Below are 19,296 nucleotides of genomic sequence, written 5' to 3' on the forward strand. Positions count from 1 at the left end.
TTATTTGTTTCGATTAGTGTGATCTTAGGCTCTTATAAAAATTTTGCAGCAATAACTTGTTGGTATTCTTGCGCAATGACTTCTTCTAAAATTGCCATTCCTTCCTCTGCTTCTATGCTGCCAATGCCTAATTGTTTCATCTTATTTCTGTATCCATCTGAGGCTACTACACCTACAGATCCCCAATAGCCCCAGTTAATGATCTGTACCGGGATATTGTATTTTTGTTGAACCGTATAAGCAAAACTATCTTTATACATACAGGCAGCTGCATAATTTGCTTGTCCCAAAGCATTTACCTGAGATTGCATTGAGGAATAAAAACATATAAAGTCTAATGATTCTTTGGCAAATACATCTATCAAATAATGGCTGGCGGTTGCTTTGGATTCAAAAACTTCGACAAAAGTACTTTCGTCCATTTGGTGAATTAAACAATCCCTAAGTACTAATGCGGAGTGAAATACACCATTAATATTTTGATAGGTTTGCTTAATTTTATGATAAGCCGCTTTTACTTCTTTTTCTAAAATTGCATTACATTGGATATAAATCGGTTTTGGTCCCCATTCTGCTATTTCTTCTTGTGCTTTTAGGATGGTTTGGTTTTCCGGACTACGTCCTAACCAAATTATTTGGGCTTGGTATTTTTTAACCAAATAGGCCGAAGTAACTTTTCCGATACCACCTGCACCGCCCAGAATTACATACACACCTCCTTTTTTAAATTTGGTTGTAATCGTTTGTGCTTCTAAAGGATATAGATTTCTTGTATAGGTATTTTGATGACGATACGCTATTATTTCTCCATTAGCGTCATACGGTATTCTTAATAACCGCATAATATCCTGAGATGTTATTTTATCTGATGTATCTACGTCGATAATACGAACATTCCAATTGCCCTGTTCTTTGGCTAATGAACTCATTAATCCCAAAATCCCACTGCCTTGATACTGTACTTTATCACTGATCAATACTTTTTGTGTACGATCTGATAAAACAGTAATGTTTAATTCTTTATGTATGTAAGGAGAAGACAATAGTTTTTTGAGCTGTTTAAAGACTTCTAATTCATTTCTCTCCCAAAATCTTTCTAATGTTGTAGAGGTGTTTTCCTCAGGTGCATCATGAACAATATAGACAGCTGTAATTTTTTCTGGTATTACAGACAATTCATCAGAATTAAAAATGGCTACGTTTTTATGGATTAAATATTCTCTCAATTCATTTACCATCTTACTTCTTTTATTTTTATAAGAAATAATTAAGGCATTTCCGTTATGGCTCTCTTCCTGTTTAGATAATGTTTCTCTTTTCCATTCAGACACATACATCAAATCGTCTATCGAATAGGGTTCTTGTGTAGGTGCTGTTTTTATATCTAAAGCAACAAAACCTTCAAATTGAACTAAGATTTCACCATCTTCACCAATTAAATCTACATCATAAGTTGGAAGTGCTTCTCCGTTTTTTGGCTCTATTTTTTTAGCATATGACCAAAATTGTTGTGGTAATTCTTTATAAATCCTGACCTCTTTGACGCGAAAAGGAAGTTTTGTCGCATTCTTTTTATCAAACCCAAAACTAAGCCCCATCACGGTTTGTACTGCACTATCCAGTAAAAACGGTGAAAGCATATAGTTCTCTTGCGTTTCTGTCAAATAAATCTGAGTCAGGACTTCCGTGTCTGAATACATAATATCCTGGATACCCTGAAAATGCTTTCCGTAAGTGATTCCTTTATCCTTTAGCAGTTTATAGTACTCTTCCTGACTTAAACTATTAGGCAATCGCAAGGCTATATTATCTATCGCTACTGATTTTATTGCTGGCAGTGAATCGTATTGAATACTACCATTACTGTAAATAGATGTTGGATCTGATTTCTTTCTAAAATCATAACTCAACCCTTTTTCAGTTTCTTCTAATACAACAACAACCTCAACTCGTTCGTTGTCATTTTCTTGAATAGGTTCTCTAAAGACTACATCAGTAATCCTGGTCACAGCTTGTTTCTTGTACTGATTTCCTACTTCGCGAATCCATTCTATTTGCGCTGCACCCGGTAAGACATTTATTCCATTTACTTTATGTGAAGCAAAAATGGGTTCCAGACCGGAAAAAACACTTTCGTAAGTTGAATCATTTACAATTGTTTGTACTAATGGATGCGCCTTTTGATAAGTCTTTGCTATCGTTTCTTTAGTGTTTTTTGTAGAAACAAACCAATAGCGATCTTTCTTAAAAGGATAGGTAGGCAAATGATCTTTTTGAGGTGTTTTATTTCCATATAAAAGTTCCCAATCCATTTCTACACCCTGACTCCATAATCTGGCAATTGTATCTGCCTCTTTATCTCTAATCAAATTGTTCATAATATCCTGAATATCTTCTTTATCAGGACTATGAATAGTATCTTCATTATTACCAATATACATATCGCTTGATACATAATTAGTTTCAACAAATTCATTTAATCGATTGATACATTCTTTTCGATTATTTACAACAAATGCCAATCGACATTCCAGCACTTCTCTTCCGGACTGCAGCGTATATAATACATCCTGAAAACCAGTGTCATTACTACATGATAAATACTCAATCATCGATTTAACCAGACGATTTAAACCATCAGAATCTTTGGCTGATAATACAAAAACAGGTAATGCTTCTGGAGAATGATTTGTTAACTGATCTTCTATATATTCTTCAATAATTATATGCGCATTTGCACCTCCAAAACCAAAACTACTTACACCGGCAATTTTATGTTGCCCTTCCTTCACCTTCCAATCTGTTGTATCTTTTTGAAGATAAAAAGGAGTATTCTCTAACTTCAAGTAATTATTCGGTTGATGTAATAATGGATTTCCAGGGATTTTATTGTTTTTCATTGCCATCAAAACCTTGATTGCTCCTGCTACTCCTGCGGCAGCTTCCAGATGTCCAATATTTGTTTTGATACTACCAATAGCACAATGAGCTTCTTGTCCATAAGAAGACTCAGTGTCTTTGTATAATGTTTCAAAAGCTAACTTTAAGCCTTCCGTTTCAATCGGGTCGCCTAGTGGTGTTCCTGTTCCGTGAGCTTCAATATAACTTACTAATCCAGGATCTATTCCTGCTGTTTTATAGGCTTTTATTAGTAAACTTTGTTGGGCTTTTGGATTGGGAGACGTTAAAGTATTAGCTTTTCCTCCATGATTTTCCGCGCTTCCTTTTAAAATTCCATAAATAGGATTTTTATCTTTAATGGCTTGATCTAAATCTTTTAATATTAAAATTCCAACGCCTTCTCCTCTTACATAACCATTTGCAGCCTGATCAAATGTTTTACAACGACCATCTTTACTTAGCATGCCTGCTTGACTAAATGACAATGTTAACTCAGGTGATAAAATAGCATTTACACCTCCCGCAATTGCCAATGTACCATGACCATTTCTTATATGTTCTGCTGCTCTGTGAATTGCTATCAAAGAGCTGGAACATGCTGTATCGATAGGCTCACTTGGACCATGCAAATCAAAAATATATGATATTCTATTTACTAAAACGGAATGCGCAGAACCGGTTGCAAATTGTGCCATACCAACTTGATTTGTCTGCTCTTTTAGTAAAGTTGAATAATCTGAACTTGATACTCCAATAAAAACCCCTGTGTCTGTTCCTTTAATTGTATTGATTGAAATTGCCGCATCTTCTAAAGCATGATATACTTCTTGCAATACTAATCGTTGCTGAGGATCCATCAATTCTGCTTCTACGGGCGAAATATAAAAAAACAAAGGATCAAATTCATCTATACCGTCCAGAAAACCTCCCCACTTGCATAAAGTAGTATTTTCTTCCTGTTGTGAATCTCCATAATACTTTCTCCAATCCCATCTGCTTTCAGGAACTTCTGTAATTAAATCTTCTTTATTTTTTAAGTGCTCCCAAAGCTCATCTACATTTGCCGCACCTGGAAAACGCCCGCTCATACCAACTATGGCTACTTCTTTTCTACGCGCAACTTTATTTGAATCGGTATCAAAACTTGCTTTTTCCGTCTCTTCTCGAACTGTAGCAATCGCTATGTTCTCCTTTTCATCATTGAGAGCTTGATCCTCCTCTACCGAAAGGGCATAATTCGATTCTAAATGTGCTGCTAATTCCTCTAACGTTGGGTAATTAAAGAACAATGTTGGAGTTATATCCAATCCAAAAAGCTCATTAATTTCATTGCAGAACTGTGTATATAAAATCGAATCAAATCCGTAATCTCCAAGTTCTATATGCGAAATTATTTTCTGCGGATTCATTTTAACCAATGTAGCTGCTAGTTGCGTTAATTTTTCCAGCAACGTTTTGGTCGAAATGCTATAAGAATTGGTCGTATTTTCTACCTTCACCGGAACCTTTTCTGATGAAACTTTATAGATAACTGAAGCTTGAACACAATCTGAGTTCAAAATTTGTTTTAATGCTTTTATACCTTCTTCATTAGGCATCGCCTGCATTCCCCACTTTTTTAGTAAAAATGTTTCTGTCTGGGCATTAATTTGCATTCCGCCATTTTTCCAAAAAGGCCAATTGATACTTTTAGTTATCCCGTAGCGATTTCCTTTGCTACGCTGATTTTCTCTATATCTTGCATAATCATCAAGAAAAGTATTCGCTGCCGCGTAATCTATCTGCCCTATATTGCCATGAATAGCGGCTAGAGAAGAGAACAAAACCATGAAATCTAAAGAATCCTCTTTCGTTTCTCTATCAATATTCTTGATACCCTCTATCTTTGCTTTTAAAACTTTTGCAACCTCTGTTGCCGTTTTATTTTTTGCATAACCATCAGCAGTACTACCAACGAGATAAAATATACCATTGATTGTACCAAATTGCTTCCTAATTTCTTTAAAAACGCTGGAAACAGAGGATGCATCCGTACTATCACATTGATAATAATATGCCCCTTCAGGCACTCTTTTGTTAGGTTGTTCACTTCTTCCTAACAGAATCACTTTAGTGTCAAAAGTTTCAAGAATAGAGTCGCAAACGGTACGCCCTATCGCTCCGGTACCGCCTACTAATACATATACTCCTGATGTTTTAACTAAGTCATCTTGCTGTTTATGAATCGTAAATTCTGCGTTTCTTTTTTCGAGTCTTTCAAGAGCTGTATATCGTACTTCAACTGCTTTATTAAATTGTTCTTTATTTAATATTTCAAGTATCTCATGGATATTATGAATTGAAAAATCTTCAATAGCAATTACTTTCCCTTCTAAATTAGGATGTTCTAATGTTAGTGTTTTCAGCATTCCCGAAAGGAATCCAAACTGTTCATATTCTTCGTTTGAACCTAGAACAATTAATTGTATTCTTTCTTTTGTATGAAGTCTTTGTTTTACATCTTCAAAAATTTGGATATAAGTCGAAATCTCATTTTCAATAGTTATCGATTGAATTTCTGCTTCATAAGAATTTCTGATAGCATCCTCCAAAATTGGATTACCTCCAATCATATATACAATTGTATGGCTATGAACCGAATCCTGATTTTTAAGACAGGCCACTTTTTGCCATACAACTTCTTGGATATCCAGTGCGTTACCTGACTCTTTTTTTCTTTTATCTTTTACTGGAAGAAATACACATTGTTGAAATTGCACTAAAACATTACCTTGCTCGTCTAAAATATCTATATCATATTCTTGAACTTTATCCGTTATTTGGTTTGATTTACTTTTGCGAGCATACGACCAAAATGTTTCCGGCAATTGATCCACAAATCGATAACATGTTTTCATACTAAACGGGAGTGCCTGACTTAATACTCCCTCGATCATAATCCAACCTAATGCATTTTGCAGTGCACTATCCAAAGCACCCGGTTGCATCTTGTAACCTTCTTGTAAAGGCAACTGTATTCTCGAAATAGAAAATTCCGGGGTTGAATACTGCTCTTGTATTCCCCTAAAACTTACTCCTAAATCAAAACCTTCTGTTTTCAGAAAAGCATAGAATTCTTCTCTTGAAATCTTTTTTTGACTTAAACTCAACAACCTTCTTACCTCTATTTTTTCGGGTTGCAATGGCTCTTCCAAAATAGCAGTTCCTTTACCATGAATTAAAATACTTCCGTTTTCTTTAGTATAAATCTCATAGTTATGATTTTTTGAGTCTGCATATATTCTGGTAAATACTTCTTTTTGAGTATTTACCAAAAGAGGTTGTTGCCAAAAAATGTCTTTCAGTCCCCATATTCGTTTCAAAGTAGCTTCCGCTAAAGCAATACTAGCTTGTTCTATATAAGCAACTCCTGCCAGAACTTTGTTACCATCCACTACATGGTCCTTATAAACCGTTTCTTGTCCTGAATACGTGCTTACATACATGTGCCCGTCCGATGTGACAACATTGCGATGTACTAATGGATGCAATTGATTCTGAACAGGCTCTAAAGCCGATTCCGTTATTATATTTGATTTTACGGGTTCTATCCAATACCTGTCTTTTTCGAAGGCATATGTTGGCAATTGAACTTTTCTTATCTGTTCTTTATCATATACAAGTGCCCAATCTATCTCTATCCCCGAAATCCATGTTTCCGCAAGAATTCTGTAGTTCTTTTTGAGGATAGCAGTATCTAATTCCTCTGAACTAATAGATGTTGTACTCTTTTTTCGCTTTTCAACTGTTCCTCTTAATACTACATGATTAGATGTATCAAGAAATTTAGACAGATGTTGTATGATTTCTTCTTTAGAGTTTCCTATGACGGCTAATCGTTCTTGCATAGCATCTCTTCCCAATTGTAGCGTGTACGCAATTGCTCTTAAAGATTCTTTAGACTCTTTAAGGTAATCCAACATTTGCTGCACTTGCGTTTTAAGACTATATTCTGTCTTAGCAGAAAGTAGTATTAATTGTTCCGTACCGTCATCTGCCATTGTATCCGCTTGTAATTCCGGACATTCTTCCAAAACCAAATGGGCATTGGTTCCGCTAAATCCAAAACTACTTACAACTGCACGTCTAAGATTTTCGTTGTTAAGTTGCCAGGGGTTGAGCGCAGTATTAATATAAAATGGGGACTTTTCTAAAGATATTTCATCATTGAGCTGCTCAAAATGCAAGCTAGGTACAAGGTACTTGTTCTTAAGCATGAGTATGGTCTTAATGACTCCCGAAACCCCTGCAGCTTCAGCAGCATGACCAATATTTGTTTTTACCGATCCTAGTGCACAGCTATTATCTAATGCTGATTTAGTACCGAAACTCGTTTTTAGTGCTTCAATTTCTATAGGGTCTCCCAACTTAGTTCCGGTACCGTGCGTCTCTACATATTTAATGGTTGCCGGATCTATATTATATTGGTTATAAATGCGCTGTTGGAGTAAAGCTTGTGCTGCCCCATTAGGCGCAGTAATACCATTGGTTTTACCATCTTGATTGATACCACTAGCTTTAATTACAGCATGTATTTGATCTCCGTCTTTTATAGCGGCATCTAACCTTTTTAGGAATAGTACACCCACCCCTTCTGATGAAACAATACCATCGCCTTTATTATCAAAGGTTTTACATTTTCCATCCTTAGAAGCCATTCCTACTTGACTTGTCCAAATGTGCAATAACGGTGTACACATTAATTTTACGCCTCCTGCTAAAGCCATATCTGATTCTCCGGATACGATACTTTGATACGCTCTATCAATAGCGACTAACGAAGATGAACATGCCGTATCCAGCGTTAAAGCTGGTCCTTTTAAGTTCAGTAAAAAAGCAATTCTTCCCGCCAATATTGCTTGGGAATTTCCCATAAAAGCAAAGCCCTCTTTGTCAGCTTGATTTTGTGCCAATAGCTGTTGATAATCACCTGAACTTGCTCCTACAAAAACTCCTATGTTTTGTTTATCAATTGCTTTTGATGTATAACCTGCGTCTTCTATTGTTCTCCAACATTCTTGTAAAAATAAACGATGCTGAGGATCCATTACTTCTGCCTCACGAGGTGATATTCCAAAAAACAATGGGTCAAACTTATCTTTGTCTTTTATAAAACCAGCCCATTTACTATACGATTTTTTCTGCTGCTTGGGGTCTTTATCATACCAATCGATGTCTTGCCATTGTTCTAAATCTATTTCGGAAATAGAATCGACACCTTCCTTTAAATTTTCCCAAAACGCTACTACATTTTCTGCTCCCGGAAAACGGCATGACATTCCGATAATAGCCACATCAGATGCTATAGGTTTCTTAGAATTTACAATATCCTCTACCTGCACTTCTGCGCTTACTTTTCTTTCTTGTTGTACTGCTAATTGCTTCTGATCAATTTTTACAACTTCTAAGTTTTTAATTGTGATCAACTTACCATAATCCGAAGCTATTTCTATCGAAAAAAGAAATTTATCATCGTCTGCTTCATGGCAAATCATACGACAATCATAATTTACATCAGACTGTGCCGCTGCGTGAATATTGATCGCTTCTATACGGTAAGGCAAATACATGACTCCATCTATTTTTCCTTGACGTTGTTGTATTGCTGCATACTGTATGGCAAATAATAGTGCTCCATCTAACCACTGAGACACATAACTAATAGCCCGATTCTGTGGTTTTGTAACTGCAACGATACCGTTAGCAAATTCTCCTTCAATTTCCAGAGATTTTCTTACTTGAAAATAACTATCAGACAAAATATCTTTAGTCCAATCTGTTAATGCTTCGAGGTCTAGCTTAGTTCCTGATGCTTTAGGTGTATAAAGGAAATCATCGATTAAACCAACTTCTTCTACAATAGTTCCCCTAACATAAACCTTCTGTGATTCTTTGTTACTAATTATAAAGCGAATTATTCCTTCGCTAACTTTTTTTAAATTCAGTACAATAGGAACGGTTTCTCCTTTTTGGGCAATTAAAACTTCCGAGATGCGGAATTGTTTTAACGTCAAGCTTTTTTTGCCTAATTGCTCTCTAAAAAAACTATATAATAATTCAACATAAGCATCTGTTGGTAAAATGTATTCATCGAATACTTTGTGATCTCTTAAACATGGTGTATTTGCGATACTTAAGTGATATTCAATATCAGATTCATTATCCTTTTCTATATTTCCAATGATAGCAACTGGCTTAAAAAAAGAATTAATACTACCATTTCCTTCTTCTTGTCTGTTGCTTTTAATTCTATAATTTGAAGCCAAATAGGCATACAACTCAGATAAAGTTGGATAACTGTAGAGTAAGGATGTTGGGCATTGTGTACCAAACTCTTTGTTTATTTTCTTGACAAATTCTACACCCAAAATAGAATCTAAACCTAATGATACAAAAGTATCTGTACCCGAAACTTCTTCTTTCTCTAAGTATAAAAGTTCTGCCAGAATATTTTTTAGCTCCTCTTCTTCAAATACATTTATAATTTCCTGTTCAATGCTTTCTACAAAAGACTCTTTTGTTTCGTTAGTTGCTGTTAATTCAAGACTTGATATTATATAATTACTTAATTCTTCTACATTAGGATAGCTATAAATTTGTGATGCAGGAATTGAAAGCTGCCATTTTTTATTGATTTTCTTCACCAATTCTACTCCCAAAATAGAATCTAAACCTAATGTTACAAAAGTTTGTGTGTCGTCTATTTCAGATTCTTCCAAATACAATAACTCTGATACCAATAGCAACAACTCCTTTTGAATAGTAGGATGTTGAGCGCTATAATTATCTTGTACTGCATAATTTTTATCGCTTTCTTTACTTGATAAAGATGTTTTGTTCTCGCGAGTGATTAAAACCTCGTCATTGCTGTTTATTACCTGTAAGTATACTGCTAATTCTTTTACAGTAGGATGGCTATACAATTGTGCTGTAGCAAAATCAATATTCCATTGTTTTCTGATTTTTTTCGTGAATTCAACTCCTAAAATAGAATCTAATCCCAGCTCAACAAAAGTCTGGTCGGGTCCTAATTCTTCCGGGGTCACATATAATAAATCACATAGAAGTTCAATTAGCTTTTCTTCATACCCCTCCATTAGAGTTTCAGTCGATAGTACTTCCGTTTCATTCTCAATAGTAATTTGCGGATCACCAAAAGTTTCGATTGCTTGCAACTTAATTTTAACAACGTCTTCTTTTTTATTTGCAATAGTTGGTCGGACTAGTATCTTAAATGCATTGGCTAACTCTTTTACCGAAGGATAACTATACAGCTTTGCCGTACTTACAGAAATCCCTAAAGCTTTATTTATCTTTTTTATAAATTCAACACTTAAAATAGAATCTAAACCTAACTCTGCAAACGTCTGATCTTCCTTAATTTCTTCCTGTTCCAGATACAATAAATCTCCTAATATTTGAGATAATAGTAATTCTAAATTCTCTCCCAGATAAGGAGATACGGAAACAACTTCCTTCGCAACAGCAGGTATTTGGTTTAAAGGCACAAGCTTAATTTTAGCTGCAGTAAAAATCTTCTTTGATTCCATGGAGACTACTACGTTTTCTTGAGGAGGTATAATCGTTTCTTTTGTAAGCTCTGCTTGATGTATAATTGAAATGGTTTGGCTTTCTTTTCTTTCAATTTTTTTTCCTATCCAAAATCTTTTCTTAGCAAATGGATATGTTGGCAATGCGATCTTTGAAATTTGAAGCTTATCATATAATTGTTCCCATTTTACAATTCCTCCTTTACTCCAAAACATAGCTAGTGCCTCAAAATTTTGTTCGATTATATACTGCTCTGCTATAGACTCCTCTTTATGAACCTCTTTGCATTGTTTTATATTTTCTATATAGTACAATGCTGATTCTTTCTTTTCTTTCGAAAGGAAGCTTTCTAACTTATTTATTAAGTCATTATAATCTTTATATGTAAATGCTAATCGCTCTACAAATTCTTCTTTGGCTGTTTGTAATGTATAGGCAAAAGAAGCTAATTGGATTACTTCTTGCTTTTGGATCCAGTTATACATTTCATGAGCATATCTTTCTAAACTTTCTTGGTTTAAAGCTGATAATACAAACACCTGCATCGGTAGCTGAATGTATTTGTCCATATCTAATTTCGGATTCTGATCATATGCTTCGACTACTACATGCGCATTAGTTCCTCCTATCCCAAAACTACTAACTCCTGCTCTAAGGGGCACGTTAGCAGATGATTTCCATACTTGTCCCTCAGTTTGAATTCTAAAAGGACTGTTTTCTAATTCGATATGTGGATTTAATGTTTCAAAATTTAATGTCGCAGGCAAATATTGGTTTTGCATTGACAACAGCACTTTTAATAATCCAGCAATTCCTGAAGCAGCTTCCAGATGTCCAATATTGGTTTTAACAGACCCTAAACTACACCATTTTGTTACTGAATCAGTATGCTGCATTTGTTCAAAAGCATCTTTAAGTGCTTTAATTTCAATAGGATCTCCCAGTTTTGTTCCTGTTCCATGTGCTTCTATATAACTAACCGTTTCTATCGGAACAGCAGCTTGCTTATAGGCATTAGTTATTAATTTTTGTTGTTGAAACGGATTAGGTACCGTAATTCCTCCAGAATAACCTCCATGATTAACTTCTGTACTTTTAATTATTCCTAAGATTTCATCCCCATCTTCCTGAGCTTTATCTAAAGGTTTTAAAAGCATTACAACAGCACCTTCTCCCCTTACATAACCGTTTGCTTGTATATCAAAAGTGTGACATTTTCCATCTTTACTAAGCATATTTACATTACTGTACGCTATACTTTTTGTCGGATGGCACATCAAATGAATTCCTCCCACAACTGCTTGATCACATTGTTTTTGTTTCAACGCTTTTACTGCCTCAGCTATAGCTACTAAAGATGAAGAACAAGCTGTATCAATACTCATGCTTGGCCCTTCAAAATCATAAAAATAAGAAATACGATTCGCTAAAAGAGCAATTGCATTACCGGTAACAATTCCTTCTTGTGTTGCGTCATTTTCTGTCACTACACGTTCATAATCACTACCACTTACCCCAATAAACACACCGGTATTACTCTTCTTATAGTGACTTGGTTTTTGTTTTGCATTTTCGAACAACTCCCAAGTTAATTGTAAAAGCATTCGCTGTTGCGGGTCCATTAATTGAGCTTCTCTGGGAGAAATTTCAAAAAATAAAGAATCAAAACTGTCTATGTCGCTTAAATAGCCTCCATAATTTATTCCTTCATATTTATTCTCGATTCCTTCAGGCCAAATCCATCTACCTTCCGGTGTAGTTGTTATTGATGAAATACCATCTTTAAGATTCTTCCAAAATAACTCGGGAGTATCGGCATCAGGTAATCTGCAACAAGTACTTATTATAGCTATATCAGAACTATGGTTTTCATTTTTTTCTTCTATCTTCTGATCTTCACTTACAGATTTCCCTAAGCAATACGATATAATTTGTTTGACTGTATACAACCCGAAGAATCGACTTGGATTTGTTTTTAATCCACACTCCAGATTAAGATACTCTGATAGTTCGGTATAAATGATTGATTCTACACCTAATTTGCGTAAGTCTGTATTTAAATCGACTTCACTACTTTCATAAACTGAATTAAAAAAGCCGATGATAATATCCGAAAGTTCTTCGGGCGCTATTTTTATATTACTATCAGCGATTTCTTCGTGAACTTTCTTGGGAGTTTCTGTTACTTCATTTTTAACAGACGCATTTTTTTTATCATTCTGTAAAATTTCGTTTTCTTTCTTTACCCTTTCTACAATTTCACTTGCTATACTTACTTTTTGATTTAGCTTCTTTACCGTAAAAATCTTGGCAATAATTTGACCGTCTTTTTCCCTGTACAATGACGATGTTAATCGTATGGTTAAATCATCTACCAAAAGGGCTTGATCAAGTTGATATATTAATTTTTCATTAGGATTAGCATTTCCATAATAATGAATATCTCTCGCAGTACAAATAGCATGAATTGCCCAGTTTATTTTTTCTCCATCTACAAGAATATGCTCTTCAAAAAAATGGCGTTCACATTTATCACTAATATTTGGGTAAGAAGCAAAATATAACAGCCCTACGCCGTTAATATCGTCATAAGGTTCTACTTCATAAGTTCTGGTAAACAGCGGTTCTGCCAGTATAGTAAACTCTGAATCATAAAAATAATGCTTGTTAGACGTTTCTTCCTCGGCAGTAGGTAAAGAAGCTATGTGATTCTTTACATTAAAAAAAGCTTTAACGTATTTAGGTATTATTTTTAATAATGGTACTTTGGAATCGTCTTTTTGAACAGGTGTCCCTTTGACTAAATTTTGATTATCGTCATTCTTTCTCGCTGAAAAAATTGAGATCATTGAGGTTTGCAAAGTACTATCACTTGTTCTGTTTTTTACAGTTCCATTGCTTAAAAACATTTTAGTTTTAAACTGTTCTAAACAGGACTCGATTATCGTTTCATCGTTCTCTACAAATCTTTTTAATCCTATATCGTTTTGGCAGCTCCATTGTATTCTAACAAAACTGGCATAAAGACGTTCACCATTACTATCAAAGATAGCATCAGAAGGAGCTCCCAACCCTTTTGATATCATTTCCCAATGAATATCCCCTAATTCTTTTAAAAGCCAATTCTCAGACATTCTCCCATATAACATCTGAGGGATATTTAGAGAGTAATCTCTTTTTAAACAGTAAGTATTCATTTTTGGATGATTTTGCCTTTTTTTATTATAGAAGTAAATTCACATTGATTATTAAAGACACTATAAACATTTAAGCTTTTAATCTCATATACTGGGCGTCAAATTCAACATTTATATTTTTCGGGCACAACCAACTTTCTATTGTACAACTTAATTTAGTAACCATTTTGAAAGATCATGTAAGACTCTTCATTTCTATTCTAAACTATTTTCTACAAAGTCTAAATTTCCCTTAAAAACATTAATTTTTAACGTTTAGGCATAATCGATTTTACGCGAAAATAACAACAACATCTATCTAAAAATTACGGGCTTTTGATATAAAAATTACGGGCTTTTATGATAGTTCCAATTTTTAAATAAAATAAAATCATCGGAAAAGTTAGATCGTATTTTGTGATTTTACTATTCATATTGTATTCTAAATATCAATTGATATAATTACTACATACATCATTAAGGTTCGAGTCTTGTTAGGCCCAGGAGACAGTGAAAATTATAGGATTTCACTATAGGCTTTCCTCTTATAGCATTAGAGAACCGATTTAGTTAAATTCTGTTTATAATAATCGAGATGTGCAAAGTCAAATATGGCATCAAATACCTCAGATGGATTTCCTGCCACGAACCCAGCCCAAAACCTTGTTTCGAAGGATATTTTATTCTTTTTCATAGCGGTAAAATTTAAAAGTAAAGTTCCACTCTTTCAAGAGGATAATCAATTCCATTTAAACAGGATATAAATTCTATGCTATCACGTTCAAAACCCTTTTAAACTCGAAGGCAAATTGTTTCGGATAGGAAATCCCCTGCTCTCCGAAGAGTTCTAATGAAAAGCTGCGCAAATGTCTCTGACTTTGCGCAACTTTTTTATCTGTTATAAAAACGTTAGGCTCTCAAAAGTCTCCTGACTTTTTCGATTGTGTTCTAAATAATAAAAATAAGACATTATGTTAGTAGATTCAAAATCGTTTTTTTTGATATACCATTCACTAAATTTGCTTAAAGTCAGAGACTTTTTAGAGGTTTAGTTTTTTTTTTAGACTTTTTTAAAAAGCGCAAAGTCAGAGACATTTGCGCAGCGATTTTGAGGAGCACTTTGGAGAGCGGGGGCGTATTTTTTTTGAAGAAGAAAAATATTTCAAATTAGCCTAATTGTGTTTGCAATAAGTTTTGATATGATTATTGTTGACCTTAAAAAAACATCTAAAAATTAAAACTTGCACATTTGCACTCGTAGAATTAAAAATAAAATTCTAACTATCTAAATCAACTATAAAATAGATAAAGAAATAGAACATAGCACATGGCAATTAGCTACTAGATAAGATTTAGAAAAAGGGATTTAAAAAACAATCAAGATGGATGTTAGGCGTGTTTATTACCCTTTCATTAATGATACTTGGTTTATATGGTGCCATTTTATTAAAATAAAACTTTCACATATTAAATCCTGCTCCGGCAGGATTTTTTACATTCTTACTTTTTAAGTAACTCTTTTTCGGACTTTTTATAAAATATCTCTTTTATTTATCCCTATTGGTTCTACCTAGATTTGCCCCTAAAAAAGGTAGTTTAATTTAAAAATATACTGTATAAATAATTAGTATAATTTATATCTACAACAGGAATAAATTAATAAAGATATTTCCTATATTCGCCTTTAAGAAATATTAACTTATGACATAAAGCTGATTAAATTTGGTATTATTGGAACCATTGTATGACTCCAATAAATAAGTTAGGCACAATTATTTAAAAAACGAAACGAATATAAATATGGCGAAAAAAGTACAACCTATTAGCTTGGACAATACACCAACAGAATTAATTTTATCTAAAGTTGATTTTAACAATACATTAGAGGAAAGAATTGAATTAGGAGAAGATTTATATAAATATCCAGTTCAGACACAACTTGACTTAGCAAAAAACAAAGAAGACTTTAATAATTGGTCAGACTATAATTCTGAATTTTTAAAACAAGCTTTTAACAAAGAATACAATGAGTACAAAAAAAGCTATGATAGTGCAGGATCTATCTCTATTAGTGTAATTGGGCGAAACCCAACCCCTACCCAAGAATTACAAAAATTTAAATCCAGAATAGAAACTAAATTAAGTAATCTTAAAAAATTACGAGCCAAGACAGAACTATTAAAAACTAGTGTTCAAGATAATACTTTACCCAAAACTAAAATTGTCCAATTAGATAAATCACAAGTATTTATTGTTCACGGACACGATGAAGCCGCAAAATCAAAAACAGCAAGATTTATTGAAAAACTGGGTTTAATTCCAATAATACTTCACGAACAAGCAAGCGGAAGCAAGACAGTTATTGAAAAGATTGAGACTTACTCAAATGTAGGTTTTGGTATTGTACTGTACACACCTTGTGATATTGGAGCGAAAAATGAAGAAAACCCAGATCTTAAAAATCGTGCAAGACAAAATGTTGTTTTTGAACACGGTTTTCTAATTGGAAAAATTGGTCGAGAAAATGTTTGCGCTTTGGTTAAAAATGAGATAGAAACACCTAATGACATTTCTGGTGTTGTTTATGTAAAAATGGACGATGACGAAGCTTGGCAGGTCAAAATTGCGAAAGAGTTAAGAAACTCAGGCTATGAAATTGATATGAATAAATTATAACTGTGCCTAATAGTCGTACAAGAGATTTGGGCATTAGGCTGAATTTAAAAATGGTTTTGTACTTGGAAAGTTTGTGCATAATGTAAAAAAATCGCATTTTTAATCCTAAACCTCTTGTAGTGCCAAGACGTTGTGAGCAATAATCCCGAAAATCATCAAAATCATGCAAATTGAAAACATATTTTTAAAAGATTCATTATACAGCCAATATGATTTAGAATCATTAAGTGATGAAGAACTTTTAAGCATAATTTTTTATTTTGAAAATTCAGATTATACTGATAAATTAAAAACTTTAGACAGTTATTGTTCAGTTTGTAAAAAAGAAACAACATTTATTTCTAAAGAATCCAAAAGAGAAGCACTTTATGAAACTCTATCGCAAATAAATGAAACCATAATTGGAGGCAAATTAGATTTAAAAACTTCATTAGAAAAATTTGGAACTTTCGAAAGAGTGTTTAAATGTCCTAGACCTTTAAGTGATGAAAGTCACGACCAAATCTTTTTTTTTAGAATAAAAAATTCTGAGTTAATTAAAGTTGGACAAACTCCATCAATTGCTGATTTAGAGAATCGAAGCATTTATAAATATAGAGCCCTAGATGAAAGTATTTATCAGGAGTTTAATAGAGCAATAGGACTTGCATCACATGGTATTGGAGTTGGTTCATTCGTTTATTTAAGAAGAATTGTTGAAAAGCATATTGTTGCTCCGAAACTTCAAACATTAATAGAGGAAGGGACAAATACTGCAGAAGAAATTTACAATGCTGATTTTAAAAAGAAAATCGAAATTGCAAAAACATTACTTCCGCCATTTTTGGTTGAAAATAAAAAAATATACTCCATTTTAAGTAAAGGTGTTCACGAACTAGAAGAACAAGAGTGTCGAGACTTTTTCCCTGTTCTAAAAACTTCAATTGAAATAATCCTTGACGAAAGAATTGAACAAATAGAGAGAGAAAAAAAGAATAGGCTTATTTCCGTAGAATTAAATAAGTTTAAATAATTAATGCTCACCACAAGCCGTTACAAGAGATTTGGGTATTAGGCTTAATTTAAAGATGTTTCTGTACTTGGAAAACTTGTGCGTAATGGGAAAAACTCACCTCTTTAATCTCAAACCTCTTGTGGCGCCAAGACGTTATTGGCAATTACCAAACTGAAACTAATAGAAATTAAATGGAAATACCATCTTCTGAATTGATTAATTTTGGAAACCTTGCGGTCGGTATAGGTACTTTTGCTTTAGCAACAGTTTTAGGGATTGTAAGTATTGTTTCTACTAGGAAAAACAGAAAAATTCATATTGCAGACAAAAGACAAGAATGGGTTGCTTCTTTTAGAAAGCAAGTTTCTCAAATTTTGACTCTTCAAAAACAATTTGATCTGATAATTAAAGATTGTAGTGTGGAAGAATTGGACGTATTATTAAAGGAGTTAAATATGGCGTCGAACGAGATAAGATTTATGTTTGATCCTACCGACAAAAGAAGAGATAAACTCGAAGAATTATTTGCAGAAATATTTAATGATTTTAGAAATAAACAAACTGAAGATTTCGCAAAAAAACAATATCAAATTATTAAGATTGCTGATTCAATAATAAGTAAACAAAGAAAAAAGATAATTGAATTAGACAATTCCGAACCGATTATATAAGAATGCGAAAAAGACAAGCGCAACAGCTACAACGGATTTAGGCAATCGGCTTAATGGAAAGTTGGTTTTGTATTTGGAATGATTTGACAAATCCAAGAACAGGGTTTAATTTAATTCCAAAACCGCTTTATTGCCAGAACGTTAGCACCTATTTAAACAGAAATCTATGAAAAATCAAGAAAAATTAAAACAAGCATTTGAAAAATATTCTGATAGTTTAATTCAAATCCAGGAACGTAGATTACTGTGGAAAAATGAAACTAAAGAAAAAATTTACGAAGCCTTGAAAACAATCGAAAATGAATTCAAACCTCATTTTCATATTCAAAAGATTGAGCATATTGAGAATTATCAAACAATCAATATTTCTTTCAATTCACAGAACAGCGGAATGATTGAAACTGTTAAAGATTTTCAAACTGGTAAAATAACAAGTTTTAAACCATATTTAAAGCATAGTGGTTATTTGGCATTTAGCCAATCATACAATGGTAAAATAAATATTTTTATGAAATTTCCATATATTGAAGAATGGATTTTAGAAATGAATGTTGAAGTATTTGACACAATAGAACCTAAATTAGTAACAGAAGAACTTATTTCTGAATTTGTCATTAAATTTCTAAATAAACAATCACAATGGGAAGGTGCGGACCGAACTCCAGTTGGATTTAAAATGGAATAAGTATAAATTATTTTTACTGTCATTAATTACTCTTTTCTCTACCAAACAACTACATCTTTTGTATACCTCTTCACTTCTAAACCCTCATAAACAAAGAGAAGTTAGATATTGTATCGGCAAATAGGTTCCATAAAACACCACAAATCAAAACAAAGAATCCCGGTTAAAATATTACAAAACAATATTTTAACCGGGATTTATTTTTCTATTTATATACTCTTATTTACAGATAGTTTGTCCTTTTTTGTACCATAATTGTACCGCGAAAAGAATTTTCCATATTGAATTTTTCTTGGCAAAATTAGGACACAATGAGACGCACATAGATACAATAGAACACAAAATCACTCACATTATAAGTTCTAAAATTGAGGCTATCTGAATTTGCGAATACTGCAAAAAATACTTCCCAAATATTAAAGACCACACGGATTTATACTAAGCACCTTGATGAGAAAAAAGAGAAACAAAAAAACAAAACCTCATTCAAATAAAGCAATGCATCAATTCCATTTAAGCAGGATATCAATTCTATGCTATCGCGTTCAAAACCCTTTTAAAGTCGAAGGCAAATTGTTTCGGATAGGAAATTCTCATTACTTA

5 protein-coding genes are annotated in these 19,296 nt (G+C 33.3%); 4 read left to right on the forward strand and 1 reads right to left on the reverse strand.

Going from position 1 to position 19,296, the window contains the following annotated elements; genetic code table 11:
* Positions 1-32: 32 nt before the first annotated feature.
* A complete protein-coding gene (locus ACHRV5_RS03195) occupies positions 33-13,688 on the reverse strand; it encodes an SDR family NAD(P)-dependent oxidoreductase (protein WP_395425731.1) in 13,656 nt (4,551 codons plus the stop codon).
* A gap of 1,779 nt (positions 13,689-15,467) precedes the next feature.
* On the opposite strand from ACHRV5_RS03195, the gene ACHRV5_RS03200 reads away from it, so the two are divergent.
* The 4 genes from ACHRV5_RS03200 to ACHRV5_RS03215 all read left to right on the forward strand — a co-directional run bounded on the left by ACHRV5_RS03200 (position 15,468) and on the right by ACHRV5_RS03215 (position 18,693).
* On the forward strand, positions 15,468-16,343 hold the full coding sequence (locus ACHRV5_RS03200; protein WP_395425732.1) for a TIR domain-containing protein: 876 nt from the start codon (positions 15,468-15,470) through the stop codon (positions 16,341-16,343).
* 163 nt (positions 16,344-16,506) lie between these two features.
* Positions 16,507-17,355 (forward strand): hypothetical protein, encoded by an 849-nt coding sequence (locus ACHRV5_RS03205; protein WP_395425733.1) that lies wholly within the window; start codon positions 16,507-16,509, stop codon positions 17,353-17,355.
* 173 nt (positions 17,356-17,528) lie between these two features.
* Entirely contained in the window at positions 17,529-18,008 is a 480-nt protein-coding gene (locus tag ACHRV5_RS03210) for a hypothetical protein (RefSeq protein ID WP_395425734.1), read from the forward strand.
* 166 nt (positions 18,009-18,174) lie between these two features.
* Positions 18,175-18,693 (forward strand): hypothetical protein, encoded by a 519-nt coding sequence (locus tag ACHRV5_RS03215; RefSeq protein ID WP_395425735.1) that lies wholly within the window; start codon positions 18,175-18,177, stop codon positions 18,691-18,693.
* Positions 18,694-19,296 lie beyond the last annotated feature (603 nt).

This window comes from Flavobacterium sp. FlaQc-52 (assembly GCF_044007495.1).
GTDB classification, from domain to species: Bacteria; Bacteroidota; Bacteroidia; order Flavobacteriales; family Flavobacteriaceae; genus Flavobacterium; species Flavobacterium cupriresistens.

Excerpts from the sequence above, each read along its gene's own strand:
- ACHRV5_RS03195 (WP_395425731.1), bottom strand. The coding sequence starts at position 13,688 with ATGAATACTTACTGTTTAAAAAGAGATTACTCTCTAAATATCCCTCAG.
- ACHRV5_RS03200 (WP_395425732.1), top strand. The coding sequence starts at position 15,468 with ATGGCGAAAAAAGTACAACCTATTAGCTTGGACAATACACCAACAGAA.
- ACHRV5_RS03205 (WP_395425733.1), top strand. The coding sequence starts at position 16,507 with ATGCAAATTGAAAACATATTTTTAAAAGATTCATTATACAGCCAATAT.
- ACHRV5_RS03210 (WP_395425734.1), top strand. The coding sequence starts at position 17,529 with ATGGAAATACCATCTTCTGAATTGATTAATTTTGGAAACCTTGCGGTC.
- ACHRV5_RS03215 (WP_395425735.1), top strand. The coding sequence starts at position 18,175 with ATGAAAAATCAAGAAAAATTAAAACAAGCATTTGAAAAATATTCTGAT.